This is a genomic window from Blastococcus sp. SYSU DS0669, assembly GCF_054050895.1.
Window position 1 is genome coordinate 60,010 of sequence record NZ_JBJHAE010000015.1, and the last position, 24,617, is coordinate 84,626.

The following is a 24,617-nucleotide window of genomic DNA, read 5'->3' on the forward strand; positions in this document are numbered from 1 at the left end:
GGGAACGGGGGAACGGTCCCCCGCTCCCGCGCGGCGTCGCGCGGGTGGGGACACCAGGAGCGGTGCCCGCAGATTTACGTTGTAAACAACCGACCGCGTTCTCCCGGGCGTGCGCCTCAGCCCCGCGGATCCCCGCGGCGCGGGGTGCGGCCCTCCGCTCGCACGACCTCCAGCCGCCCCAGCAGGTTCTCCAGCGCCTCCTCGAACTCGGCGGCCGACTCGTCCAGGGACAGCAGGGACTCGAGGCGCACGACGGTGGGATACGCGCTGAGGTCGGTGCCCACGGCGGCGTCCGGCGCGCCGTCGGGCCGGTCCTCCGGGCTGATCTTCACGCCCTTCTGGGAGACCTCGAGGAGCAGGTGCCCCAGGAGGAAGCTGGAGTAGGCGCGGTACGCCGCGACCGCGGCGTCCTCGGTGAAGCCGCTGCCGATCAGGGTGTCGAGGAAGGACTCGACCCAGCAGAGGCTGCGCAGCGGCGGGCGGACCCACGGGGCCGCCGGCGGCCGCGTGGCGACCAGGGGGAAGACCTCGGGGTGGGCGAGGGCGATCCGCCGGACCCCGTGCGCCAGGCGCTGCAGGTAGTCCTGCCAGCCGTGCGCCGCGCTCAGGTGCACGTCGGGGTCGCCGTAGAGCTCGTCGACCACCGACTCCACCACCCCGTCGAGCAGCTGCTCGCGGCCGGGCACGTAGCGGTACAGCGCCATCGCCTCCACGCCCAGGTGGGCCCCGAGCCGCCGCATCGTGAGCGCGCCCAGGCCGTTCGCGTCGATGTACTCGACGGCCGCGCCGAGGATGCGGCGGCGGTCGAGCCCCGCTCGCCCGGCACCGGGCGGAGCGGCCGGCACGGTCGCGGCCGCACCGCCGCGTCCCTCGGGGCTGTCGGGGTCGGCCGCGGGGTCCGGCTCGGTCATCACGCTCTCCCTCGCTCGGCGGGACGTGCCGGTGATGATGCGCGGCGGGCGACCGCACAGGGGCGGCGCCCCCCGTGTGAGGGGGACGGAACCCAGCGTTGACGCCGGGGTCCACGAAGGGAAACGCCCGCGCCCCACGCTGGTTCCCGTGTCCGCCACCGCACCCTCCGCCGCCACCGCCCCCGGTGGGCGCGCCTCGCGGACGACGAGCACCCACTGCCCCTACTGCTCCCTGCAGTGCGGGATGGCGGTCACCGCCGGAGACCGCCCGGCCACCCTGCTGCCGCTGGACTTCCCGACCAACCGTGGCGGGCTGTGCTCCAAGGGCTGGTCGGCCGCCGACCTGCTCGACCACCCGGAGCGGCTCACACGGCCGCTGGTCCGCGCGGTGCCCGGCGACCGCACCAGCCCGCTGGTCGAGTCCACGTGGGAGGAGGCGCTGGACCGGGTCGTCGCCGCGATCCGGCGCACCCAGGCCCGGCACGGCCGCGACGCCGTCGGCTGCTTCGGCGGCGGCTCGCTGACCAACGAGCAGGCCTACCAGTTCGGCAAGTTCGCCCGTGTCGCCCTGCGCACCAGCGCCATCGACTACAACGGCCGGTTCTGCATGTCGTCGGCGGCGGGGGCGGCCAACCGCGCCTTCGGCCTGGATCGCGGGCTGCCCTTCCCGCTCTCCGACATCGCCGAGGCCGACGTCGTCGTCCTCGTGGGCAGCAACCCGGCCGACACCATGCCGCCGGCGATGCAGTGGTTCGACGCCGGCCGGGAGCGCGGCGCGCAGCACGTCGTCGTCGACCCCCGCCGCACCGCCACCGCCCGCAGTGCCGCGCTGCACCTGCAGCCGCTGCCCGGCACCGACCTGGCGCTGGCCAACGGGCTGCTGCACCTCGCGGTCGCCGAGGGCCTGGTGGACGAGGAGTACGTCGCCGCCCGCACGACCGGTTTCGACGAGGTCCGGGCCGGCGTGGCGGCGTACTGGCCCGACCGGGTGGAGCGGCTCACCGGCGTGCCCGTCGCCGACCAGCGGCGCACCGTCTTCGCGCTGGCCCGCGCCGAGAAGGCGATGATCCTGACCGCGCGCGGGGCCGAGCAGCACCGCAGCGGCACCGACACCGCGCAGGCGTGGATCAACCTCGCGCTCGCCCTCGGCCTGCCGGGCCGGCGCGGCAGCGGCTGGGGCACGATCACCGGCCAGGGCAACGGGCAGGGCGGCCGCGAGCACGGCCAGAAGGCCGACCAGCTGCCCGGCTACCGGTCGCTGGCCGACCCCGCCGCCCGCGCGCACGTCGCCGCCGTCTGGGGCGTGGACCCCGACGAGCTCCCGATGCCGGGGAAGAGCGCCTTCGAGCTGCTGGACGCCCTCGGCACCGACGGCGGGGTGCGCACGTTGCTGGTGCTCGCCTCCAACGTCGCCGTCTCCGCTCCCGACGCACGCCGGGTGGTCAGCCGGCTCGGCGACCTGGACTTCCTCGCCGTCAGCGACTTCTTCCTCTCCGAGACCGCCGAGCTCGCCGACGTGGTGCTGCCCAGCGCCATGTGGGCGGAGGAAGCCGGCACGATGACCAACCTCGAGGGCCGGGTGATCCGCCGTCGGCGGGCGCTCGACCCGCCGGAAGGCGTCCCCGACGACCTGCAGCTCCTCGCCACGCTGGCCGGCCGGCTCGGCGCGCAGAACTTCAGCGGCGACCCGGAGACGGTCTTCGAGGAGCTGCGCCGGGCCAGCGCGGGAGGGACGGCGGACTACGCGGGCATCAGCTACCGGCGCATCGACGAGGAGCGCGGCGTCTTCTGGCCCTGCCCGGCCGACGACCACCCCGGCACGCCACGGCTGTTCACCGAGCGCTTCGCCACCCCCGACGGGCGGGCTCGCTTCCTGCGCGTGGAGCACGTCGACGCGCACGAGCGGCCCGACGCCGAGCACCCCTACGTGCTGACCACCGGCCGGGTCCTGGCCCAGTACCAGTCGGGCACCCAGACCCGGCGGACGCGGAGCCTGCAACTGGTCGCCCCCACACCCCGCGCCGAGCTGCACCCCGACCTCGCCCGGCGCCTGGGCATCGCGCAGGACGACGTCGTCGAGCTCGCCACCCGCCGGGGACGCGCCCGCTTCCACGCGCAGGTGACCGACACCATCCGGCCCGACGTGGTCTTCGTGCCGTTCCACTGGGCCGGCACCAACGCCCTCACCGACGCCGGCGCGCTCGACCCGACGTCGAAGATGCCGCCCTTCAAGGTCTGCGCCGTCGCCGTCACCCGCGTCGGCGGGCCGGAGGAGCGCTTCCCCCCGCCCCCGGCCACCACCCAGCCCCGGCCCGCGGACCACCGGCCCGCGGTCGGCCCCGTCCCGCGCCCGCCGTCCCGCACGACCCGCTCCTCGACGACCAGGAGAACCCCCGTGAAGAGCACCCCGCGCTTCCTGCAAGGCGTCTTCCCGATCACCGGGGAGGGGCTGGCCAAGCCCGGCCCCGTCGACCCGGCGCTGCGCTACACGGTGCCCGCCGGCTGCAGCGCGCAGGCGCTGTACTTCCGCGGCGGCAACGCGACCGCCGAGCTGGTCTACGTGCTGCTGCTACGCGACGGCGAGCCGGTGCGCTGGTTCCCGATCGGGGCGAAGGCCGACACGCACGTGCCGCTGCGCGTGGTCGAGGACCTTCCGGGGGGCTCGGTGCTCGAGCTGCACGCCGCCGCCCCCGAGGGCGTCACCGGTGAGCTGGTGGTCGACCTGGGACTGGTGGAGGTCTGACATGACGGCGATCCTCGGGGCCCGCCTGGCCGGCGCCACCGCCCTGCACCTGGACGACGACCTCGATGCCCGCGGCCGGCTGGTCGTGGTCGGCAACGGCATGGCCGGCGCCCGCTTCGTGGAGGAGATCCTCGAGCGCGGCGGCGGCGACCAGTTCCGCATCACCGTCTTCGGCGACGAGCCGCACGGCAACTACAACCGGATCATGCTGAGCCCGGTGCTCGCCGGGGAGTCGCACGAGGACGAGATCGTGCTCAACTCCCACGACTGGTACGCCGACTTCGGCATCGACCTGCGCGCCGGTGTCCGGGTCGAGCGGATCGACACCGCGGCCAAGCAGGTGCACGCCGCCGACGGCAGCGTCACCGCCTACGACCACCTGGTGCTCGCCACGGGCAGCTACTCGTTCATCCCCCCGATGACCGGCGTGCGGCGCGAGGACGGCGAGCTGCTCCCGGGCGTCTACGGCTTCCGCACCATCGACGAGACCCGCGCGCTGCTCGCCGCGACCGGGCGCTGCCGCCGCGCGGTCGTCATGGGCGGCGGGCTGCTCGGGCTGGAGGCCGCGCGCGCCCTGCAGGGGCACGGTCTCCAGGTGGAGCTGGTGCACGCGATGCCGTGGCTCATGAACGCCCAGCTCGACGCCGAGGCCGGCGCCATCCTCAAGCGCAGCGTCGAGCAGCTCGGCATCACCGTCCACCTCGACGTCCTGGCCACCGAGGTGCTGGGCGAGGAGCACGTCGAGGGGGTGCTGCTGAAGGACGGCCGGCGGCTGGACTGCGACCTGCTCGTGGTCGCCGCCGGGGTGCGCCCGCACACCGACGTCGCCGTCCGCTCGGGGCTGGAGGTGCAGCGGGCGGTCGTCGTCGACGACCAGCTGCGCACCGACGACCCCGACGTCTACGCCATCGGGGAGTGCGCCCAGCACCGCGGCGAGGTCTACGGGCTGGTGGCGCCGGCGTGGGAGCACGCGAAGGTCCTGGCCGACGTCCTCACCGGGACCGACCCCGCCGCCGAGTACCACGGCAGCCGGACGGCGACGAAGCTGAAGGTCGCCGGCGTCGACGTCGCCGTGATGGGGGTGAGCAGCCCCGAGCGGGACGACGACGAGTTCCTGGTCATCTCCGAGCCCCGGCGCGGGGTGCACCTGTCGGTGGTGATCCGCGACGGCGCGCTGGTCGGGGCGACCCTGCTCGGCGACACCCGCAAGGTCGCCTACCTCACCCAGGCCTTCGACCGGGGCTCCCCGCTGCCCGAGGAGCGCATCCGCCTGCTGGTCGACCTCTCCGACGGTGCGGCGGAGGTCGGCGTCGCCGAGATGCCGGCGGACTCCCAGGTCTGCAACTGCAACGGGGTGTCGAAGGGCGACATCTGCGGGGCGGTCTCCGGGGGCTGCGGGAGCGTCGGCGAGGTCATGGACCGCACCCGCGCCGGCAAGGGGTGCGGCTCCTGCAAGGCGCTGGTCACGCAGATCGTCGAGTGGGCCGCCGACGGCGATCTCGCCGAGGACCCCGCTGCGTTCTACTACGTGCCCGGCATCCCGATGCCCAAGCCGGAGCTGATGCGGGCCATCCGTGAGCGCGACCTGCGCAGCGTGTCCGCGGTCTTCGCCGCCCTCGCTCCCGACGGCAAGGACGACGCGAAGTCGAAGATGGGCCTCACGTCGCTGCTGAAGATGATCTGGGGCCACGACTTCGTGCCGGAGAAGGACGGCGAGTTCATCAACGACCGCGTCCACGCCAACATCCAGCGCGACGGCACCTTCTCCGTCGTCCCCCAGATGAAGGGCGGGGTGACGTCGCCGGCCCAGCTGCGGCGGATCGCCGACGTCGCCGAGAAGTACGAGGTGCCGATGGTCAAGGTGACCGGGGGCCAGCGGATCGACCTGCTCGGCGTCCGCAAGGAGGACCTGCCGGCCATGTGGTCCGACCTCGGCATGCCTTCGGGCTACGCCTACGGGAAGAGCTTCCGGACCGTGAAGACCTGCGTCGGCTCGGAGTTCTGCCGGTTCGGCCTGGACGACTCCACCCAGCTCGGCATCGACCTGGAGACCCGGTTCCAGGGCATCGAGAGCCCGGCGAAGATGAAGCTCGCCGTCGTCGGCTGCCCGCGCAACTGCGCCGAGGCCTACGTGAAGGACGTCGGCGTCGTCGCGGTCGGCAACGGGAGGTGGGAGGTCTACGTCGGCGGCGCCGCCGGGGCGACGGTCCGCAAGGGCGACCTGCTGGCCACGGTCGTCGGTCGCGACGCCGTGCTCACCCTGGCCGGCCGGTTCATGCAGTACTACCGGGAGAACGCCAACTGGTTGGAGCGCACCTACGACTTCGTGCCCCGGGTCGGGCTGGCGAAGCTCCAGCACGTGCTGCTGGAGGACGGCGAGGGCATCTGCGCCGACCTCGACGCGGGGATCCAGCGCTCGATCGACGCCTACCGCGACCCGTGGGGCCAGGACGCGGTCGAGCCGGCCACCCCCGGCCAGTTCCGGCCCGCCCTGCCGCTGGTCGCGCTGCCGGAGGTGCCGGTGACGAGCGCGCCGCAGGCGTCCGGTTCGGCACCGGGGGTGGGTCGATGAGCCTCATCGAGGAGCGGGCCGCGACGGCGCACGTGGTGGGCAGCGTGGCGGAGGTCCCGCCGGGGGAGGGGCGGACGTTCGTGGTCGGCGGCGAGCAGGTGGCGGTGTTCCGGCTGCGCGACGGCTCGCTGCACGCCACCCAGGCGGCCTGCCCGCACGCGAGGGGCCCGCTCGCCGACGGGCAGACCGACGTCGACGTGCTGGTGTGCCCGCTGCACCAGTACGCCTACCGGTGGGCCGACGGCGCCTCGACCTCCGGCACGGCGCCGATCCGCGTGTTCCCCGTCCACGAGGAGGAGGGCGCGCTCGTGGTGACGCTCTGAGCGGTGAGCACCGACGTCGGCAGCCCGCGCCGCACCGCGCGCTCCCGCGCCGGACGCCGGACGCCTACGACCGCTCTGCCCGAGCGCCCGCCCCGGTCCGCGGAGCGGCGCCTCAGGCCGGGCGGGCGCGCACGTGCATGCGCTCGCCCTGCGGGCCGAAGAGGACCAGCCCCTCCGCCGGTTCCGGGAAGGGGTTGGAGAAGGTGTGCGGCACCCGGGTGTCGAACTCGACCACCTCGCCCGGGCCGAGCACGAAGTCGCGGGGGCCGAGGAGCAGGCGGATCCGCCCCGAGAGCACGTAGAGCCACTCGTAGCCCTCGTGGGTCTTCTGGTCGGTGTCGCTCACCCGCCACCGGGCCGGTAGCAGCATCTTGTAGGCCTGCAGGCCACCGGACTGGCGGGTCAGCGGCACCATCGTCATGCCGTCGTCCCGCGTGATCGGGTGCCCGTGCACCCGCGGGTCCGCCGGCGGGGCCACATCCACCAGGTCGTCGAGGGCGACGCCGTAGGTGCGGGCGAGCGGCAGGAGGAGCTCGAGCGTCGGCCGGCGGCCACCGGACTCCAGCCGCGACAACGTGCTCACCGAGATACCGGTGGCGCCGGCGACCTCGGCCAGCGTGCGCCCGCTCTCCCCGCGCAGCGCCCGCAGCCGCGTGCCGACGTTCTGCAGGACGTCGTCGTCGGTCATGGCCGCCAGTTTGCCATTTCGGCAAGCGTATTTGCCAGCTAGCCGGTCGCCGGCCGACAGTGGGCGCCATGGACGACAGCTACGACGTGGTGGTCATCGGTGGCGGTGCGGCGGGGCTGAGCGGAGCGCTCACGCTGGCCCGCGCCCGGCGCAGCGTGCTGGTGGTGGATGCGGGTGAGCCGCGGAACGCCCCCGCCGGGCACGTGCACAACTACCTCGGCCGGGAGGGCACGCCCCCCGCCGAGCTGTACGCGATCGGCCGCGGCGAGGTCGAGGGCTACGGCGGGTCCGTGGTCCCCGGCCGGGTCGTGTCGGTGCGGCGCGAGGCCGGCGGGTTCAGGGTCGCCCTCGAGGACGGCGCCTCCGTGGGCGCCCGCCGGCTGCTGCTGGCCACCGGCCTCACCGACGACCTGCCCGAGCTCCCGGGGGCCGCGGAGCGCTGGGGCGGGACGGTGCTGCACTGCCCGTACTGCCACGGCTGGGAGGTCCGCGACCGGGCCGTCGGCATCGTGAGCACCGGCCCGATGGGGGCCTACGCGGCGCTGCTGTGGCGGCAGTGGACCGAGGACGTCGTCCTCTTCGTGCACTCCGGCGCCGAGCCGGGCGACGAGGAGCACGAGCAGCTGGCGGCCCGCGGGGTGCGCGTCGTGCGCGGCGCGGTGGCCGGGCTGGAGGGGGGCGCGGACGTCCGGCTGGCCACCGGTGAGCTGGTCGCCCGGGACGCCGTGGTCGTCGCGCCGCGGTTCGTCGCCAACGCCGAGCTGCTCGCCGACCTCGGTGCCGTGCCGGTGCCGATGGAGATGCACGGTGCGGTGATGGGCACCCACCTGCCCGCCGACGCGACCGGGCGCACCGACGTGCCCGGCGTGTGGGTGGCCGGGAACGCGGGCGACCTGAGCGCGCAGGTCATCGTCGCCGCCGCCCAGGGGCTCCGGGCCGGGGCGATGATCAACGCCGACCTGATCCAGGAGGACACCCGGGCAGCGGTGGCCCGGCGTCGGGCGGTGGCGGCGTGAGGGCCACCGACCGCGAGACCTACGACGAGCTGTACCGGTCGGCCCCGGCCGTCTGGAGCGGCCGGCCCAACCGGCAGCTCGTCGTCGAGGCGGCCGGGCTCCCGGCCGGAACCGCGCTCGACGCCGGCAGCGGCGAGGGCGGGGACGCCCTGTGGCTCGCCGAGCGGGGCTGGCGCGTCACGGCGGTGGACTTCTCGCCGGTGGCCCTGCAGCGCGGCGCCGCGGCGGCGCGGGCGCGGGGGCTGGCGGACCGGGTGGAGTGGCTGCCCGCCGACCTCGACGCGTGGCAGCCGCCGGCCGGCGCCTTCGACCTCGTGACGGTGCACTACCTGCACGCGACCTGGACCGACCGCGTCGGCGTGTTCCGGCGGTTGGCGGCCGCGGTCGCCCCGGGCGGCACCCTGCTCGTGGTCGGCCACCTGCTCGGCGACGACGTGAGCCACGGGCAGCACCACGCGCACGACCCCGGCGTGCTCTACACCGCCGAGGACGTCGCGGCGGCGCTCGAGCCGGGGGAGTGGTCCGACGTCGTCACCGAGAGCCGCGAGCGGGACCACGGGGCGGCGCAACGGACCGGCAACCCGGTGCCCGACACGGTGCTCGTCGCGCGGCGGCGACGCTGACCGCACGGGCCCGACCGCCTGCACGACCTCCCACGCGGGGCGTCGCTCTCTGCCCACGCGGGCTGGGCAGAGGGCGACATGGCCCGAGCAGCAGTCCTTCCCCTGGCCGGACGGCGGTCAGCTGCGCGGGAGCCCCAGCTCGGCGAGGGCGGCGGTCACCGCGCCCTCCCGCAGGACCTCGAGCGCGAGCAGCCGGTGCACGAGCACCCCGCGGCGCGTGAGCCGCAGGTCGGCCATCCGCAGGCGGGGCAGCGCCGCCCCGCCGGGCCGGGGCTGGGCCGGCGGTGGGTCGAGCAGCCCGGCGCGCTGGAGCTCTGCGACGTCCTCCCGGGCGCCCCACGCCGTCCAGGCCCGCGGGTCGTCGTCCAGCGGCGTCATGGGCAGCGGCACGCGGTCCCGCCGGCCGACGGCGGCCAGCAGCGCGAGCTGCCGCCAGCCGAGCGTGCCGGCCAGCCGCAGCGCCCGGCCGACGAGCTCGGCGTCGATGTCGGGGGAGACGGCGACCTCGGCCAGCAGGTAGCCCAGATGGCGGACCCGGCGCTCGTCGGTGGAGGCGCGCGCGGCTTGCACCACCGCCTCGGTCACCTCCTCGGCCACCGACCGGTTGCCGGGGCGGCCGGCGAAGAAGGCGTCGGTCCGCACCGCCCGGCCGGCGCGGTGCACCGTCACCGCGTGCTCGACGGCGAAGGCCAGGGCGGCCCCGGCCCGCACCCGCTCGCGCGCCACCGGGATGGCGGCGGCGTCCTCCGCGGCGGCGCGCAGCACCGCGGCGAACGCGTCGTCGACCTGCACGCGCGCGGCGGCGGGCTCGAACACCACCGTCGCCGCGGCGGAGCACATCGAGCCCGCGACCGGGGCGCCGGCCTCGACGAGCGTGCGCCCGGTGCTGGTCTCCTCGGCTGCGGTCACCCGGCGATCTTCGTCGCTCCGGCGGTGCGGCTCCACCCCGGGGCGGGCCGGGCTCACCCGCTCGGGCCACGCACGGCACGCCGGGCCCGGCTCCGGGAGGGCCGGGCCCGACGGCGCATCAGACTCCCGCGCGCTGCATCAGCGTGCCGCGCCGGAGGTAGACGGACCAGGTCACCGCCACGCAGACGACGTAGAAGCCGCAGAAGGCCAGCAGCGCCGTCTCCACCCCGCCGGTGGCCCCGTAGGACTCCGAGACCACGCGGGGGATGAACACCGCACCCAGGGCGCCGACCGCCGAGATGATGCCGACGGCCGCCGCGGTGTCGCGCCGGGCGCGGTACAGCACGGCCTCCGGTGTCTCCCCCGGGTGATCGGCGGCGGCCTCGGCGCGGTAGATGATCGGGATCATCCGGTAGGTGGAGCCGTTGGTCATGCCCACCACGGCGAACAGCACCAGGAAGCTGGCGAGAAAACCGCCGAAGCTCCCGGCGCGCAGGAACCCGATCGCCGCGCCGATCGCCAGGGCCTGTCCGACGAAGGTGACGACGGTGACCTTCGCGCCGCCCACCCGGTCGGCCAGCCATCCGCCGAAGGGCCGCGAGAGCGAGCCGACCAGCGGGCCGAGGAAGGCGTAGCGGTAGGTGTCGGCGGCGAACTCGTTGGCCAGCACCAGGGGGAAGGCGCCGGAGAAGCCGATGAAGGAGCCGAACGCGCCGATGTAGAGGAAGGACATCACCCAGGTCTGCCTGCGGCGGGCGATCGCGGCCTGCCCGGCGATGTCGGCGCGGGCACCGGCGAGGTTGTCCATGCCGTACCAGGCGCCCGCGACCGCCAGCACGACGAACGGCACCCAGATGAGGGCCACGTTCTGCACGTAGCGGGCATCACCGGCCTCCGTCGTCCCCGTGCTGCCGCCGACGACGGCGAGCGCGCCGGCGGTCACCGCCAGCGGCCCGACCAGCTGGATGATCGCGACGCCGATGTTCCCGCCGGCGGCGTTGAGCCCGAGTGCGAAGCCCTTCTCCTTGTCCGGGTAGAAGAACGAGATGTTGGCCATCGAGGACGCGAAGTTGCCGCCGCCGAAGCCGCAGGTGACCGCGGTCAGCACCCAGAACCAGTACGGCTGCCCGGTGGTCGCCGCCACGGTCAGCAGGGTGACCGGCACCAGCAGCAGCGCCGCGCTGACCACCGTCCAGTTCCGGCCGCCCACCAGCGCCGGCATGAACGTGTAGGGCACCCGCATGATCGCGCCCACCAGGCCCGCGGTGGCCACCAGCCAGAAGAGCTGGTCGCTGGTGAAGCCGTAGCCGATCGAGGCGAGCACCGCGGTGGCGACGCTGAACATCTGCCACACGCTGAAACCGATGTTCTCGGCCAGCACCGACCACACCAGGTTGCGCCGGGCCACCGGGCGGCCCTGCGGCGAGCCCCAGAAGCGCGGGTCCTCGGGGTCGTAGTCGTCGATCCAGCGGGACCCCCGCCGGGTCGCGGCGGGCGGGGCGGGGGCCGGCGCGGCCACCTCGCCGGCGGGGCGGGCGGTGGGGGTGGTGGTCATGGGCGCATCCCTCGGCTCCGGGGCCGCCGGGTGGGCGGCTCCTGTGGCGCCCGACGCTAGGAACCGGCCGTTTCCGACCCGCCGCGCGCGTGTGACCTCTCGGGAACGACCCGCTCACCCGGGCGGCGGCGCAGTGGTGAGGGTGCCGGCGGAGATGACCTCCGGCGCCGCCCGGCTCGCGGCGGCCGACTCGGGGTGGAGCCGGGGCCCGCCGCTGACGTCTCGTCGGTGCCCGGTGCGACCATCCCGGCATGGCGATCCAGGTGCGGCCGGCGACGAGCTTCCCCGACGTGGCCACCGTGCTCGGCCCCAGGCGTCCCGACGCGAACGTGTGCTGGTGCCTCAGCTACCGGCTGACGACGTCGAAGGAGAACCGGGAGCTGGTCGGCCCGGCGCGGGGTGAGCGGGTGCGCGAGCTGGTGCAGGAGGACCCGCCCCCGGGGGTGCTGGCCTACGACGGCGAGGAGGTCGTGGGCTGGGCCGCGGTGCACCCGCGGGCCGGCACGAGCTTCGCCCGCAACCGCAGGATCCCGCACGTCGACGACCTCGACGTCTGGTCGCTGTGGTGCGTCCGCGTCCGGCCCGGGCACCGGGGGCGCGGCCTGGCCCACCACCTGGTCGCGGGGGCGGTGGAGTTCGCCCGCGAGCACGGCGCCCCGGCGGTGGAGGGCTACCCGGTCGACAACCAGGGGCGCAAGGTCGACCTGACGATGGCCTACGTCGGCACCCGGTCGCTGTTCGAGCGCGCCGGCTTCGTCACGGTGGCCGACACCGACTCCGTCCTCAACGGCTTCCCGCGGGTGGTGGTGCGGCGCGACCTCCGGTCGGAGCGCTAGACCGCGAGCCGGTAGCCGCGCTTGACCACCGTCTCCACCAGCGGGGCGCCGAGCGCCGCGCGCAGCCGGGTCACCGCCATCTCGACGGCGTGCCCGTCGCCGCCGCCGGGCAGCGCGGCCACCAGGTCGGTGCGGGGGAGGACGTGGCCCGGTCGCCCGGCCAGCTCCCGCAGCACCGCCAGCGGCCCGGGTGGCAGCTCGACGACCTGCCCGTCGACGACGGCGGCGTGGCCACGCACCTGCAGCGTGTGCGGCCCGACCCGCAGCACCGGGTCGCGCTCGGGCAGCCGCGCGACGACCTCACGGGCCAGGGCGCCCAGCCGCGCGCGGACCGGCTGGAAGGAGCTGATCCCGGCGGCGTCCAGCGGGCCGGCCGTCACCGGGCCGACGGCGACCGCCAGCACCCGGTCGCCGAAGGCGGCCGCGACCGCCTCCCGCTGCCCGGTCTCCTCGGCCACCTGCAGCAGGCTCGCCGCGGCCGGGGCGCTGGTGAAGGTGACCGCGTCCACCGCACCGGCGACGATGCCGGTCACCAGGCGGCGCACCGGGGTGACGTCCTCGGGCGGCACCCAGCGGTAGACCGGCACGGTCAGCACCTCGGCGCCGCTCTCCCGCAGGCCCGCGACGAGCTCGGGCAGCGGGTCGCCGTGGAGCTGGACGGCGATCCGCCGGCCGGCCAGCGGCCCCTCCGCCCCCGACAGCAGGTGCTCGAGCACCTCGGCGGAGGACTCCGACTCCGGCGACCAGGCGTCGACCAGCCCTCCGCCGCGGATGGCGCCGCGGGCCTTGGGACCCCGGGCCAGCACCCGTGAGCCGGAGAGGTGCGCGACAAGGGGCAGGTCCCACGCGTCGGCGGCCTCCAGCCAGCCGCGGAAGCCCACCCCGGTCGTGGCGACGACCACGTCCACGGGGGCCTCGAGCACCCGGCGCGTCGCCGCGACCAGCTCGGCGTCGTCGGCCAGCGGGACGATGCGGATCGCCGGGGCGTAGACGACCCGGGCGCCGCGCCGGTCCAGCAGCGCGCCGAGCTCCTCCTTGCGGCGGGCCGCGGTCACCGCGACGGTGTACCCGGCCAGCGGGAGGTCCGGCCCCGCCGGCTGCTCGTCCTGCTCAGTCACGTGTCTCCCTCGCGCCGGTGCCCGTCCATGGTGCGGCCTCGGGGTTACAGGGATGTGTCCGGCCGTCCCAGGGCGCTCGCGGCGAGGCCCTCACGGCTGCTTCCACCGGGCCAGCAGCACGGTGGCGTCGTCCTGCAGGAGGCCGGCCTGGTGCTCCAGGACGGCGGCGGTGAGCCGGCGGACGGTCTCCGCGGGGGGCTGGCCGGCGCCGATGGCCCGGGTGAGGAACTCGCCGAGGCGTCGCTCCCCGAACCACGTCCCGCCGGAGTCGCCGGCCTCGGTGATGCCGTCGGTGTGGAGCGCCAGCCAGTCGCCGGGCTGCAGCATCTCCTCACCCACCGTCAGGCTCGCGGTCTCCAGCCCGAAAAGCACCCGCCGGCCGCCCTCGAGCTCCTTGACCACCCGGCCGCCGCGGAGCAGCAGCGGTGCCGGGTGCCCGGCATTGATGTACCGGAGCCGGCCGGACTCCAGGTCCACCTCGCCGATGACCCCGGTGACGAACTCGCTCCGGGGGAAGCAGCGGGAGACGACGTCGTCGATCGCGCCGGCCTGGTCGAACACGCCCCGGCCGTCTCGCCGGGCGCTGCGGTACCCGGCCAGCGCGGCCGCCGCCATGAGCCCGGCGTGCATGCCGTGGCCCATCGCGTCGAAGATGCCGAGGGACACCGTGCGCTCGGACAGGGCGTAGTCGAACGCGTCGCCGCCGACGTCGTAGCTGGGTTCCAGCCGGCCGGCGAGCACGAAGGACTCCGTGGCGGCGGTGAGCGGGGGCAGCTGCTGCCAGACGAGCTCCGCCGCGGGCGACATGGACCGGGTCCGCCGCGGGCGCTCCAGCTCGTCCCCGTAGGCCTCGGTGGAGGCGAGGACGTGCCCGAGCAGCGAGGCCAGCCACCGGCACTGGTCGCGCAGCGCCGGGTCGTACAGGGCCGCCTCGTCCTCGACGCCGACCTCCAGCACCCCGAGCCGGTCGGCGCCGTCGAGCACGGGCACCCACAGGCGCGGCCGGCCTTCCCGGTCGGAGGAGACCACCTGCACGGCGCGGAACGCCCGGCCGGCCATCGTGCTGTCCACCCCGAGCCGGTCCCGCTCGCCGGCGACCGGGGGTCCGAGGCGCACGAGGCACCGTTGCTCGTGGTCGATGCGGTGGACGGCGACGTCGACGCCGAGCATCCGGCCGGCGGCCGCGACCAGGGCCGGGAGCCGCTCCGGCGGCACGGCCCCCGCCACCTCCAGGAGGGTGACGACGGCGGCGAGCGGTCCGGCGGTCGGTCGCCCGCTCCGGATCGTGCGGGTGTAGGGCACCCGGTGGCGGGTCACCAGCTCCTCGAGCCGCTCGTTCACGGCGTGCGCCAGGAGGTCGTGCTGGTCGCCCGGGACGGAGGCGAGGCCGTTGAGGTAGGCGTCGACCTCCACGAGGTCGGCGGTGCCGCCCAGCGCCAAGTACCGCACCCACAGCTGCTCGAGTTGCAGGCCGGCGTGTGCGTAGCCGGCCGCCAGGGCCGGTTGCCGCGCGTCCGGCGTCACAGCCGGCGGTGGCGGGCAGCGGAGTCGACCACCGCGCGCGCCGCGTCGGCCAGGACGACGCCGCGGTCCCGGCTCCGCGCGACGAGCATGCGCAGGGCGGCGTCCTCCTCGACGGCGTGCCGGCCCATGAGCACGCCCTTGGCCATGCTGACGAGGTCGCGGTCGCGCACCGCCTGACGCATGCCCTCGCTGAGGCGGCGGGCCCGGTCGTGGGACTGGACGTTCGCGACGAGGAACGCGGCCTGGGCGGAGAAGAGGGTGAGCAGGTGCTCGCTGCGCCGGTCGAAGACGCCGGGACGGTCGGCGTAGACCTTGATGGCTCCCAGGCCGGTGTTCCCGGCGACGAGCGGAGCGCTCAGGGCGGCCCGCAGGCCGAGGGCGTCCGCGGCGTCGGCCCACCGAGGCCAGCGGTGTTCCTGCCGCACGTCGTCGACCCGGACCACCTCGCGCATCGCCGCCGCGGCCAGGCAGGGGCCTTCGTCGAGCTCGTACTGCCGGGCGTCGGCCTCCCGCACCCGGTCGTCGGTCGACCCGGACGAGACCCGGTGACCGGCCTCGACCACCGAGATGCCGGCCCCGCAGGAAGCCGGCACGGTCTCGTGGGCCAGCGAGCTGAGCAGGCTCAGCGACGTCTCGACCGTCTCCTCCGAGAGCAGGAGACCCGACATCCGTGCGAAGACCCCGGCGAGCTCATCGGTGAGGGGCAGGGCCGGACCAGCGATTCGCTTGCCGTTCACGAGGGGCCTTCCACGTGGAGCGTGCGCGGCCGCCTGCTCGACCTGGTGTCGTTCCTCCGCTCGGTACGCAGCGCGGCCGCCTCGCAAACGTCGCGGGCCGCGCGCGGCCGCGCCGCCTCAGGACTGCAGCACGAACCCGTCGGGCGGGCCGTCCGCCGCGCCGTCCACGCGGAGGTCGGCCCGCCGGCGGGTGTCCTCCGCGGCGAACGCGGCCGCCTCGGTGCCCAGCCACCGGCGCCACTCGCCGGCCAGGCCCTCGCCGTCGCGGGCCAGCCCGCGGGCCAGCCGCAGCGGCGGCGGGGCCTCGATCCAGATGCGCGTCGTCGTCCACGGGTCCAGCCGCCGCGCGGCGCTGCCGCAGCCCTCCACCAGCAGGACCGGCTCCGGCGGGACGGGCACGGGGTCGGGGGAGAACCCGCCGGCCGCCCAGTCGTAGCGGTGGTAGGCGCCGGCGCGGCCCTCGGCCAAGGGGCGGAGCACCCCCGCCGCCAGCCGGGAGACCGCGCCGGTGAGCGTCCAGCCCGCGTAGAGGTCGTCCATGTGCACGACCGGCGTCCCAGGACCCAGCGCAGCGGCGAGCCGGGCCGCGAACGTGGTCTTCCCGGAGCCGGCCGGGCCGTCGACGACCACGAGCCGGGTGCCGCCCAGCCGCGGGGGGAGGGAGAGCGTCCGGGCGGCCAGGGCGGCGAACGTCGGCCGGATCAGCGGACGGCCAGGGTCCACCGGGGCACCTCGCCGCCGTCCCCGGCGACCAGGCCGCGGCTGGCCAGGAGCCGCAGGTGGGCGTCGGTCTCGGTCACCGCGAAGATCCGCATCCGCCGCGCGTACTGCTCCCACGGCCGCGACCACGTCAGGTGGGCCGCGAGGTCCCACGGCGTCGACCCGGGGTGCGCGCGGATCGCGCCGAGCAGCTCCGTCAGCCGCCGCTCGTGGTGGGCGGTGAGCGCGTCGGCGCGGTCGGCCAGGCCGCGGAAGCGCCACTCGTGACCGGGCAGCACCTCGTCGGCGCGGACGCTGCGCACGGCGCCGAGCGAGTCGAGGTAGTCCCGCAGCGGGTCGGGAGAGCCGCCCGTGGTGCTGGAGACGTTCGGGCTGATGCGCGGGAGGACGTGGTCGCCGGAGAAGAGCAGCCCGGTCCGCTCCTCGGCGAAGCACAGGTGCCCCGGCGTGTGCCCCGGCGTGTGGACGGCGCGCAGCGACCACCCCGGGAAGGCGGCCCGGTCGCCGTCCTCGAGGTGCCGGTCGGGCACGGCCATGCGCTGGAAGCCGGAGAGGTTCTCCGCCCCGCCGACGTCGCCGAGCGCCTCCTCGCGGGGCGCGCCCAGCCGGACGAGGAACGCCACCTCGGCGTCGACGGCGGCCTGCGCCTCGGTGGCGGTCAGCCGGCGGACGGCGTCGGCGTCCGCCGGGTGCATGGCCACCCACGCGCCGCTGGCCTGCCGGACGCGGGCGGCCAGCCCGAGGTGGTCGAAGTGCAGGTGGGTGACGAGCACGCCCCGGACGTCGGCGACCGAGCCGCCGAGGGACGCCAGCCCCTCGGTGAGCGCCGTCCAGCCCGCCTCGCTCTCCCAGCCGGTGTCGAGCAGGCCGAGCCCGCCGCCGTCCAGGGCAAAGGCGTAGACGTTGACCCAGCGCAGCGGGTTGTGCGGGATCGGGACCGGCAGCGACCACAGGTCCTCGCGCAGCTGCTCGACCGGGGGCAGGGAGCGCTCGTCCCAGGCGGTGCGCTGGGCGGCGCCGGTGATCTCCACGACGCCGCACTCTGCCAGCCGGGTCGGGAGCGCCGGCTGTCACCATGGGGGCGTGAGCGGTTCCCCCGACCCCGGCTCCCTGCCTGTCGTCTCGGTCGTCCCGCGTCGGCTGCGGCTGGTGCTGGCCGTGGTCGCCGGCGTCGTCGTCCTGGTGGCGGTCCTGGTGGCGCTGAGCCTGCCGTCGACGGAGAACACGGTCGTCGCCTACGGCCCGGTCGACCAGGCCGCCATCACCGGCCTGGGCGTCCTGCTGGGAGCGGGGATGCTGTTCCTGGGGCGGTCGCGGGTCGACGCCGACGCCGACGGCGTCCACGTCCGCAACGTGGTCGTCCACCACGACCTGCCGTGGACGGCGGTGCGCGCGGTCCGGTTCGAGCGGAAGTCCGCATGGGGCTCCCTGGCCCTGGAGAACGGTGACGAGGTGTCCCTCCTCGCGCTGCAGGCGGCCGACGGGGAGCAGGCCGTCCGGGCCGTCGAGGGCCTGCGCGCCCTGCACGCCGCGGTGCGGGCGAACGACCCGGTGCGCCCACCGCTGCTGTACGACGACTGAGGAAGGACCCCGTCCAGAGGCTCACCCCTCGCTCCGCTCGGGGCGAGCCTCTGGACGGGGCCGTTCCAGCACGTCACCGCAGGGGGAATGACCGCGGGGCGGGGGACGCTGTAGCATGGACGAGCCTCCCCGCTACATCGAGGCGCGCGAACCACCAGCGGCCCCGCCCCGGGCCGCTATCCAAGAGGAGCCCGCTCCCACCTGACGCCGTCCAGGCGCCCAGGTCCCGGATCGCGAGAACCGGCCACCGGTCGGTGATCGCGTGCGCACGACCCTCACGGGTCGTGGGCCACCGGCGAGTGGGCCCCGTGAGCAGACGCTCGCGGGGCCTTTTCCGCGTCGGCGCCCGGGTGGGCCAGCGACTCCTCCCACGCAGCAGCGTAAGGAGAGGCCATCACCGAGCCCCGCATCAACGACCGCATCCGAGTCCCCGAGGTCCGCCTGGTCGGCCCCGAGGGCGAGCAGGTCGGCATCGTGTCGATCGGCGAGGCGCTGCGCCTGGCACAGGACTCCGAGCTCGACCTGGTCGAGGTCGCTCCCATGGCCCGGCCGCCCGTCGCCAAGCTCATGGACTACGGGAAGTTCAAGTACGAGTCCGCCCAGAAGGCCCGCGAGGCCCGGCGGAACCAGGCGCTCACCGTCATCAAGGAGATGCGGCTGCGCCTCAAGATCGACCCGCACGACTACGAGACCAAGAAGGGCCACGTCGAGCGCTTCCTCAAGGGCGGCGACAAGGTCAAGATCACCGTGATGTTCCGAGGCCGCGAGCAGTCGCGCCCGGAGATGGGCTACCGCCTGCTCCAGCGGCTGGCCGCCGACGTCAGCGAGCTGGGCGTCGTCGAGTCCAACCCGAAGCAGGACGGCCGGAACATGGTCATGGTGATCGCCCCGCACAAGGGCGCGCAGACCGCGCAGGAGAAGCGCCGGCCCAAGGGCGAGCAGGCCGAGGAGCAGGCGCCCAGCGCCTGACCGGCCCAGCAGGACCAGCACCACCGAAGACGGCCGGTGCGTGCGGCAGATCGACGCTGCCGCGCGCCCCGACACCAGACGACAGGGACCGAGGACATGCCGAAGCAGAAGACCCACAAGGGCACCGCCAAGCGGGTGCGCATCACGGGCACCGGGAAGCTCATGCGCGAGCAGGCGAACAACCAGCACAAGTTCGAGCACAAGTCCGGGACCCGCAAGCGCCGGCTCGACCGGGACCAGGTCGTCTCCCCGGCCGACGCCAAGAACCTCAAGAAGCTCCTGGGCCTCTGAGCGCCCCTCCCACTGACCTTTAGAAAGACAGGAGCACTCACGTGGCACGCGTGAAGCGGGCGGTCAACGCCCAGAAGAAGCGCCGGACGACCCTCGAGGCCGCCAGCGGCTACCGCGGTCAGCGTTCGCGGCTGTACCGCAAGGCCAAGGAGCAGATCCTCCACTCGGCGACCTACAGCTACCGCGACCGCAAGGCGCGCAAGGGTGACTTCCGCAAGCTGTGGATCACCCGGATCAACGCCGCGGCGCGCCTCAACGACATGACCTACAACCGGTTCATGCAGGGGCTGAAGCTCGCCGAGATCGAGCTGGACCGCCGCGTCCTCGCCGAGCTCGCCGTGAACGAGCCCGCCGCCTTCGCCGCCCTGGTGGAGACCGCCCGGGCCGCGCTCGTCGCGAACCCCGAGGCGACCGGCAAGCAGGCCGCCCGATCAAGGACCGCTCTGCCCCCACCCCTCGCCAGCTCGGGGCGGGACCCTGCAGAGCGGCCGTTCCAGCACGTCACCTGACGCCGTCGGTGACCGACCCCCTGGGGTCGGGCGCCGGCGGCGTCGGCGTCTGCACGACCACGGAGGAGACCGCGTGACCGAGCTGCTCACCGAGCGCTCCGCGAGGATCGTCGCCGCGCGCAAGCTCACCCGCCGCGCCGGCCGGGACGCGGCCGGGTTGTTCCTCGCCGAGGGGCGCCAGGCGGTCGCCGAGGCGCTCGCCGACGCCGCCGGGGTCCGCGAGGTCTTCGCCACGCAGGCCGCGGCCGCCGCGCACGCCGACCTGCTGGCCGCCGCACCCGTGCCGGTCCGGCTGGTCACCGACAAGGCGGCCGCGGGGCTGTCGGAGACGGTCACGCCCCAGGGGCTGGTGGCCGTCTGCGCGCTGCGCGACGTCCCCGCCACGACGCTGACCACGGCGCCGCCGCGGCTGGCGGTCGCGCTGGCCGAGCTGGCCGACCCCGGCAACGCGGGCACCGTGCTGCGCACGGCGGACGCCTGCGGTGCGGGCGCGGTCGTCTTCGGCGCGGGGTCGGCCGACCCGTACGGCGGCAAGGCCGTGCGCTCCAGCGCCGGCAGCCTGTTCCACGTCGACGTCGTCCGCGGTGCGCCGCTGGGCACGCTGCTGCCCGAGCTCCGCGCCGCCGGGGTGACCGTGCTGGCGGCCGACGGAGGGGGAGAGGCCGAGCTCCCGGCGCTCGTCGCCGACGGCCGGCTCGCCGGGCCGGTGCTCTGGCTGTTCGGCAACGAGGCCCGGGGGGTGCCGGCCGAGCTCGCGGAGCTGGCCGACGCCCGGGTCCGCATCCCCATGCGCGGGCGCGCGGAGAGCCTCAACCTCGCCGCGGCCGCCGCGATCTGCCTCTACACCACCCAGCTCGCCCAGTAGCGGGAGCCCGTCGCCGGGCCGGCGGGCACCTTCCTGGTGTCCCACGGGGCGCCGGACGGGAGGATGGTGGTCACCGGCGGGCTCCCCGGCTCGACGAGTAGGGCCGCGAGAGAAGGTAGCTGTGACCGTGAAGCACCTGCAGCAGGTCGCCGACGCACCGGCGACCGCACCGGCGGACGGGCGCCGGTCCCGGTGGACCGAGCACCGGCGCGCGCGCCGCGAGGACCTCGTGGGGGCGGCCGTCGAGGCCGTCCGCCTGGCCGGTCCCGACTTCTCCGTCGACGACGTCGCACGAAGCGCCGGCGTCTCGAAGACGGTCATCTACCGGTACTTCAGCGACAAGGACGAGCTCATCGACGCCGTCCTGGAGCGCATCTCCCGAGCGATCCTGCTGCCCCGGTTGCTGGGGGAGCTGTCCGCCGACCGCGCCGACGACCGCGCGCAGCTGCGCGCGGTGATCGCCGCCTTCGTCTCGTTGATCGAGGACGAGCCCGCGCTCTACCGCTTCGCCTACGCCCAGGCGGGGCGCGCAGGCCGGGCCGACCTCGTCGCGGCGACCGAGCACGCCGTCGCCACCGCCCTGGGCCGCCTCCTCGCCGCCCGGATGACCGAGGCCGGCCGCCCGGCCGACGGCGCGATGACGTGGGCCTATGGCGTCGTCGGCATGGTGCAGCTGGCGACGCACTGGTGGTCGGCGGACCGCACCCTGTCGGCCGCCGACCTGGTCGACCAGCTCACCGACCTGGCCGACGGCGGGTTGGCCACGCTGCTGCCCCCGCGCGGCTGACGGAGCGGCCCCGGACCATCAGCGGTTGGTGACGGGCAGCCGCCCGGCCGCGCGCTCGGCGACCGCCAGGAGCCCGGCGACGTCGTCGGCGTCGGCGGGGAAGCAGCCGGCGCCGGTGCTGATGGCCGCCACGACGGGCGCACCGTCGAGCACGACCGGGCCGCGGGCGGCCTCCGCCAGCTCGCCGCGGACCCGGGCCGCCTCGCGGAGGGCGCTGCCCACCGCGAGGCCGGGCAGCACGACCACGAACGAGTCGCGTCCCCAGCGCGCCACCAGGTCACCGCGCCGCAGACGATCGCGGAGGCGCTGCCCGGTGACGGTCAGCAGCTGCTCGGCCGCGGTGGAGCCGTACCGGTCCTCGATCGCGGCGAGGCCGTCGACCGCGACGACGAGGAGGGCCACCGCGTCGCCCGCGCACGTCGCGTTCCACAGCGCGGTCTCGGTCTGCTCTTCCACGTGCCGGCGGGTGGAGAGCCCGGTGAGCGGGTCGGTGATCGACAGCTCCTCGATGCGGGCCAGGTAGCCGCGGGTGCGGTCGCGCTCCTGCTCCAGGGCCCGCTGCGCCAGTACCCGCTCGGTGACGTCGACCTGCACGCCGATGTACTGGACGACGGTGCCGGAGGCGTCGGTGACCGGAGCCAGGTGCAGCTCGTTGTACCAGGGGGTCTGCTCGGGGCCCCGGTGGTTGACCAGGACCTCGCGGCACTCCTGCCCGGCGGCGATCGCCCCGCGGATGCGGGCCACCGCCCCCTGATCGGTGCCGGGCCCCTGCAGGAACCGGCAGTTGCGGCCGAGCAGCTCCTCGCGCGGCAGCCCGGCGAGGCGCTCGAACGCCGGGTTGACGTACACCAGCGGCTGGTCGGGCAGCCGGACGTCGACCAGGCAGACCCCGCTGGGCGTCGCCTCCAGGGCGCGCCGCACCAGGCCGGGGTCCCCCAGCAGCTCCGAGCCCATGGCCGTCGGCGCGGCGGCCGGGGGAGCCGGCGGGGCGGGGGCGACCGGGGTGGCGCGGCCGGTGCGGGGCGCGACCCGGCCGAGCAGGCTCCGCGCGGCGCGGACGGCGACGTCGCGGTCGTAGGTCAGGGCGTACTCGAACTCCCGCTGCAGATCCGGGCCGGTCGTCCCGAGGTCGCGGGCCAGCAGCGCCACGCTGAAGTGCGGGGCCAGGACGACGACGTCCCACTCGCCGCGCACGGGGTCGTCGCCGGCCAGGTCGGTGCCGCGCAGCCCGGGCAGCGGCTCGGCGGGGAGCCCCTCGCCCAGGGCGCTGACGAAGCCGGTGCGCTCGACGAGGTCGCGGTAGCGCTGCGTCGTCGAGGGGGTGAAGTGCCGGGCCTCCTGGAAGGTCGCGGTGACCACGCAGGTCTCGCCGAGGCGCAGCGCCTCCCGCTCCAGCTGCTTGCTGAGCTCGATGAGCAGGGCCTTCGGGGAGCGGCGCAGCGCCGTCCCCTCGGGGAGGCAGGCGAAGGGGGAGCCCGGCTCCACCTCGGCGCCCGGGTCCTCGACCGGCGGCGGCAGCGACCCGACGGGGCGGTCACAGGACGGCTGGGGGGCGGGGCGGCCGAAGAGCCAGCCCTGGCCCAGGGTGGCCCCGAGCGCTCGGGCCATGGCCAGGTGGGTGTCGTTCTCGATCCCCTCGGCGAGCACCGCGGCCCCGGTGGCCTGTGCGTAGGCGTTGACCGCGTTCATGATCTCCGCGATCGCCGGCCCGGGCCGCTCCTGCACCAGCCGCAGGTCCAGCTTGACCACGTCGGGGCGCAGGATCGGCATGAACGCCAGCGACATCGCCTCCGCGCCGACGTCGTCCAGGGCGATGCCCCAGCCCAGCTCCCGCACCCGGGCGACGGTGCGCAGCAGCTCGGCGGGACGGGTGGCGAGCGCCCGCTCGGTGATCTCCAGGACCACGCGGAGGCCGCCGGGGGCGGTCGCGGCGATGGCCAGGAGCTCGTCCATCGGGGCGGTGTCGAGCACCTCGGGCTCGACGTTGACGAACAGCGCCAGCGGCGCGGGCAGGCCGTGCCGCACGGCGCCGGAGAAGGCGGCCACCCGGCAGGCGGCGTCCAGCTCGGCGAGCACGCCGCCCTCGCGGGCGGCGGCGAAGAGGAGGTCGGGTCGCTGCAGGGGCCCCTCGGGGCCGCGCGCGAGCGCCTCGTAGGCGACGACAGCTCCGGTGTCGAGCTCGACGATGGGCTGGAAGACGCTGCGCACGCCACCGGGGCTGAGGGCGGCGGCGAGAGCTGCGTCGGTGTTCGGGCGCACGGGGTCCACGGACGGGGGATCGGCCCCTTCCGGCCCGGGCCGAAGCCGGAACCGGGGACACCCCCCGAAGGGGGAGGTCAGCCGGGCAGCGTGATGAGGACGACGGCGGCCGCGGCGGTCCCGAGGCCCGCGAGCTGGGCGGGAACGAGCCGTTCGCGCAGCACGATCTGGGCGAGCACGACGGTGCTCACGGGGTACAGCGAGGCGAGCACCCCGGTGATGGCCAGCGGCCCGTCCTGCTGGGTGGCCAGCAGGAAGAGTGCGTTCGCCGTCATGTCGCCGAGCCCGGAGACCAGGACAAGCGGCAGCGCGGCCCGGCCCGGCCGCAGCCCCTGCCGGGTGGTCAGCGCCACGCTGATCACCAGCGCCACGGAGGCCACCCGGGCGGCGACCAGCGGGGTGAGCCCGGCGCCGGCCGATGTCCGGTCCAGGAGCACGAAGAAGAGCCCGAACGCGGCGCCGGCGACCAGCGCCGGCACCAGGCTGGCGGGGCGGGCGCCGCGCAGCGCACGCAGGCCGCCCTCGGCCGACACGAGCACCACCGCCCCCAGGGCGAGCAGGATGCCGGCCGTCGCCCACGGGCCGATGCGCTCGCCGCCGAGCAGGCCGACCAGCACCGGGACGGCGGCGGCGGTGAGCGCGGTGACCGGGGCGATCACGCTCATCACCCCGACGGCGAGCGCGCGGAAGAAGACCAGCAGCCCCGCCGAGCCGGCGAGCCCCGAGGCGGCGCCCCACGCGAGGTCCGCCGTGGTGACCGGTCCGCCGAGCCAGGGGAGCAGCACGACGAGCGCGAGCAGGCCGGTGAGCTGCGAGACGGCGACGACCGCGAACACCGACGCCCGGCGGCTGGCGAGCCCCCCGAGGAAGTCGGCGGCGCCGTAGACGACCGCGGACGCGAGCGCGAGGAGGGCCGCCACGCGCACCTCCACCCACCTCGTCGCCACGATCAGCTTCCCTGATCATGGCGCGTCCTCCCTCGGCGCCCGCGGTGGGGGAGGACGCCGCGCGGGGAGGGAGGACGCCGGTCACGGGCCGCGCGGCGTCCCCGCTCCGGGAACCCAGGCGCGCACGGGCCCGG

Annotated in this window: 23 protein-coding genes; 12 read left to right on the plus strand and 11 right to left on the minus strand. The window is 75.7% G+C overall.

The genetic code is table 11. The features are described 5' to 3' along the window. Window positions 1-116 precede the first annotated feature (116 nt). Complete coding sequence (locus ACI792_RS15005; RefSeq protein ID WP_456603290.1) at window positions 117-911, minus strand: TetR/AcrR family transcriptional regulator; 795 nt, start codon at window positions 909-911, stop codon at window positions 117-119. 148 nt (window positions 912-1,059) lie between these two features. Between ACI792_RS15005 and ACI792_RS15010 the strand changes: the two genes are divergently transcribed. The 3 genes from ACI792_RS15010 to ACI792_RS15020 are packed head-to-tail and all read left to right on the plus strand — an operon-like array spanning window position 1,060 to window position 6,549. Next, window positions 1,060-3,654 (plus strand): molybdopterin oxidoreductase family protein, encoded by a 2,595-nt coding sequence (locus ACI792_RS15010; RefSeq protein ID WP_456603291.1) that lies wholly within the window; start codon window positions 1,060-1,062, stop codon window positions 3,652-3,654. A 1-nt stretch (window position 3,655) separates the two neighbouring features. Beyond that, a complete protein-coding gene (gene nirB, locus ACI792_RS15015; protein ID WP_456603292.1) occupies window positions 3,656-6,226 on the plus strand; it encodes a nitrite reductase large subunit NirB in 2,571 nt (856 codons plus the stop codon). Then, window positions 6,223-6,549 (plus strand): Rieske (2Fe-2S) protein, encoded by a 327-nt coding sequence (locus ACI792_RS15020; protein WP_456603293.1) that lies wholly within the window; start codon window positions 6,223-6,225, stop codon window positions 6,547-6,549. Before nirB ends, ACI792_RS15020 begins: the two co-directional genes overlap by 4 nt. Window positions 6,550-6,661: 112 nt before the next feature. Here ACI792_RS15020 and ACI792_RS15025 read toward each other — a convergent pair whose 3' ends face one another. Then, the gene (locus ACI792_RS15025; RefSeq protein WP_456582304.1) at window positions 6,662-7,237 is read right to left on the minus strand and encodes a helix-turn-helix domain-containing protein; all 576 of its coding nucleotides are present in this window, start codon (window positions 7,235-7,237) and stop codon (window positions 6,662-6,664) included. A 68-nt stretch (window positions 7,238-7,305) separates the two neighbouring features. Between ACI792_RS15025 and ACI792_RS15030 the strand changes: the two genes are divergently transcribed. After that, window positions 7,306-8,253: an NAD(P)/FAD-dependent oxidoreductase gene (locus tag ACI792_RS15030; protein WP_456603294.1), complete on the plus strand. Its 948-nt coding sequence runs from the start codon at window positions 7,306-7,308 to the stop codon at window positions 8,251-8,253. After that, window positions 8,250-8,876 carry a class I SAM-dependent methyltransferase gene (locus ACI792_RS15035; RefSeq protein ID WP_456603295.1) on the plus strand — a complete coding sequence of 209 codons (627 nt, stop codon included), beginning with the start codon at window positions 8,250-8,252 and terminating at the stop codon, window positions 8,874-8,876. Before ACI792_RS15030 ends, ACI792_RS15035 begins: the two co-directional genes overlap by 4 nt. A 117-nt stretch (window positions 8,877-8,993) precedes the next feature. Here the strand turns inward: ACI792_RS15035 and ACI792_RS15040 are convergent, their stop codons facing one another. Both ACI792_RS15040 and ACI792_RS15045 read right to left on the minus strand, forming a co-directional pair. Continuing rightward, window positions 8,994-9,785: a hypothetical protein gene (locus ACI792_RS15040; protein ID WP_456603296.1), complete on the minus strand. Its 792-nt coding sequence runs from the start codon at window positions 9,783-9,785 to the stop codon at window positions 8,994-8,996. A 118-nt stretch (window positions 9,786-9,903) separates the two neighbouring features. Beyond that, complete coding sequence (locus ACI792_RS15045) at window positions 9,904-11,340, minus strand: MFS transporter (protein WP_456603297.1); 1,437 nt, start codon at window positions 11,338-11,340, stop codon at window positions 9,904-9,906. Between the two features lie 251 nt (window positions 11,341-11,591). On the opposite strand from ACI792_RS15045, the gene ACI792_RS15050 reads away from it, so the two are divergent. Continuing rightward, window positions 11,592-12,176, plus strand: a complete 585-nt coding sequence (locus ACI792_RS15050) for a GNAT family N-acetyltransferase (protein ID WP_456603298.1) — start codon at window positions 11,592-11,594, stop codon at window positions 12,174-12,176. Here ACI792_RS15050 and ACI792_RS15055 read toward each other — a convergent pair. The 5 genes from ACI792_RS15055 to ACI792_RS15075 all read right to left on the minus strand — a co-directional run bounded on the left by ACI792_RS15055 (window position 12,173) and on the right by ACI792_RS15075 (window position 17,306). Next, window positions 12,173-13,294, minus strand: a complete 1,122-nt coding sequence (locus ACI792_RS15055) for a uroporphyrinogen-III synthase (RefSeq protein ID WP_456603299.1) — start codon at window positions 13,292-13,294, stop codon at window positions 12,173-12,175. The two genes, ACI792_RS15050 and ACI792_RS15055, sit on opposite strands and share 4 nt — an antisense overlap. Before the next feature lie 90 nt (window positions 13,295-13,384). Beyond that, entirely contained in the window at window positions 13,385-14,743 is a 1,359-nt protein-coding gene (locus ACI792_RS15060; RefSeq protein ID WP_456603300.1) for a PP2C family protein-serine/threonine phosphatase, read from the minus strand. A 71-nt stretch (window positions 14,744-14,814) separates the two neighbouring features. Next, window positions 14,815-15,555: a GAF domain-containing protein gene (locus ACI792_RS15065; protein WP_456603301.1), complete on the minus strand. Its 741-nt coding sequence runs from the start codon at window positions 15,553-15,555 to the stop codon at window positions 14,815-14,817. A 117-nt stretch (window positions 15,556-15,672) separates the two neighbouring features. Beyond that, window positions 15,673-16,278 carry a uridine kinase family protein gene (locus ACI792_RS15070; RefSeq protein ID WP_456603302.1) on the minus strand — a complete coding sequence of 202 codons (606 nt, stop codon included), beginning with the start codon at window positions 16,276-16,278 and terminating at the stop codon, window positions 15,673-15,675. Next, entirely contained in the window at window positions 16,257-17,306 is a 1,050-nt protein-coding gene (locus ACI792_RS15075; protein ID WP_456603303.1) for an MBL fold metallo-hydrolase, read from the minus strand. The genes ACI792_RS15070 and ACI792_RS15075 overlap by 22 nt, the downstream gene beginning before the upstream one ends. 52 nt (window positions 17,307-17,358) lie before the next feature. On the opposite strand from ACI792_RS15075, the gene ACI792_RS15080 reads away from it, so the two are divergent. The 6 genes from ACI792_RS15080 to ACI792_RS15105 all read left to right on the plus strand — a co-directional run bounded on the left by ACI792_RS15080 (window position 17,359) and on the right by ACI792_RS15105 (window position 21,277). Next, window positions 17,359-17,856 carry a PH domain-containing protein gene (locus ACI792_RS15080; protein WP_456603304.1) on the plus strand — a complete coding sequence of 166 codons (498 nt, stop codon included), beginning with the start codon at window positions 17,359-17,361 and terminating at the stop codon, window positions 17,854-17,856. Window positions 17,857-18,264: 408 nt separating this feature from the next. Then, the gene (gene infC / locus ACI792_RS15085) at window positions 18,265-18,825 is read left to right on the plus strand and encodes a translation initiation factor IF-3 (RefSeq protein ID WP_456597954.1); all 561 of its coding nucleotides are present in this window, start codon (window positions 18,265-18,267) and stop codon (window positions 18,823-18,825) included. 96 nt (window positions 18,826-18,921) lie between these two features. Further along, entirely contained in the window at window positions 18,922-19,116 is a 195-nt protein-coding gene (gene rpmI / locus ACI792_RS15090) for a 50S ribosomal protein L35 (RefSeq protein ID WP_091934213.1), read from the plus strand. 41 nt (window positions 19,117-19,157) lie between these two features. Next, entirely contained in the window at window positions 19,158-19,625 is a 468-nt protein-coding gene (gene rplT / locus ACI792_RS15095) for a 50S ribosomal protein L20 (protein WP_456603305.1), read from the plus strand. 73 nt (window positions 19,626-19,698) lie between these two features. Further along, the gene (locus ACI792_RS15100; RefSeq protein WP_456603306.1) at window positions 19,699-20,490 is read left to right on the plus strand and encodes a TrmH family RNA methyltransferase; all 792 of its coding nucleotides are present in this window, start codon (window positions 19,699-19,701) and stop codon (window positions 20,488-20,490) included. A 121-nt stretch (window positions 20,491-20,611) separates the two neighbouring features. Beyond that, window positions 20,612-21,277, plus strand: a complete 666-nt coding sequence (locus ACI792_RS15105) for a TetR/AcrR family transcriptional regulator (protein ID WP_456582291.1) — start codon at window positions 20,612-20,614, stop codon at window positions 21,275-21,277. Window positions 21,278-21,295: 18 nt separating this feature from the next. Here ACI792_RS15105 and ACI792_RS15110 read toward each other — a convergent pair whose 3' ends face one another. After that, on the minus strand, window positions 21,296-23,536 hold the full coding sequence (locus ACI792_RS15110; RefSeq protein ID WP_456603307.1) for an EAL domain-containing protein: 2,241 nt from the start codon (window positions 23,534-23,536) through the stop codon (window positions 21,296-21,298). A gap of 77 nt (window positions 23,537-23,613) precedes the next feature. After that, complete coding sequence (locus ACI792_RS15115) at window positions 23,614-24,456, minus strand: EamA family transporter (protein WP_456603308.1); 843 nt, start codon at window positions 24,454-24,456, stop codon at window positions 23,614-23,616. Between the last annotated feature and the right edge of the window lie 161 nt (window positions 24,457-24,617).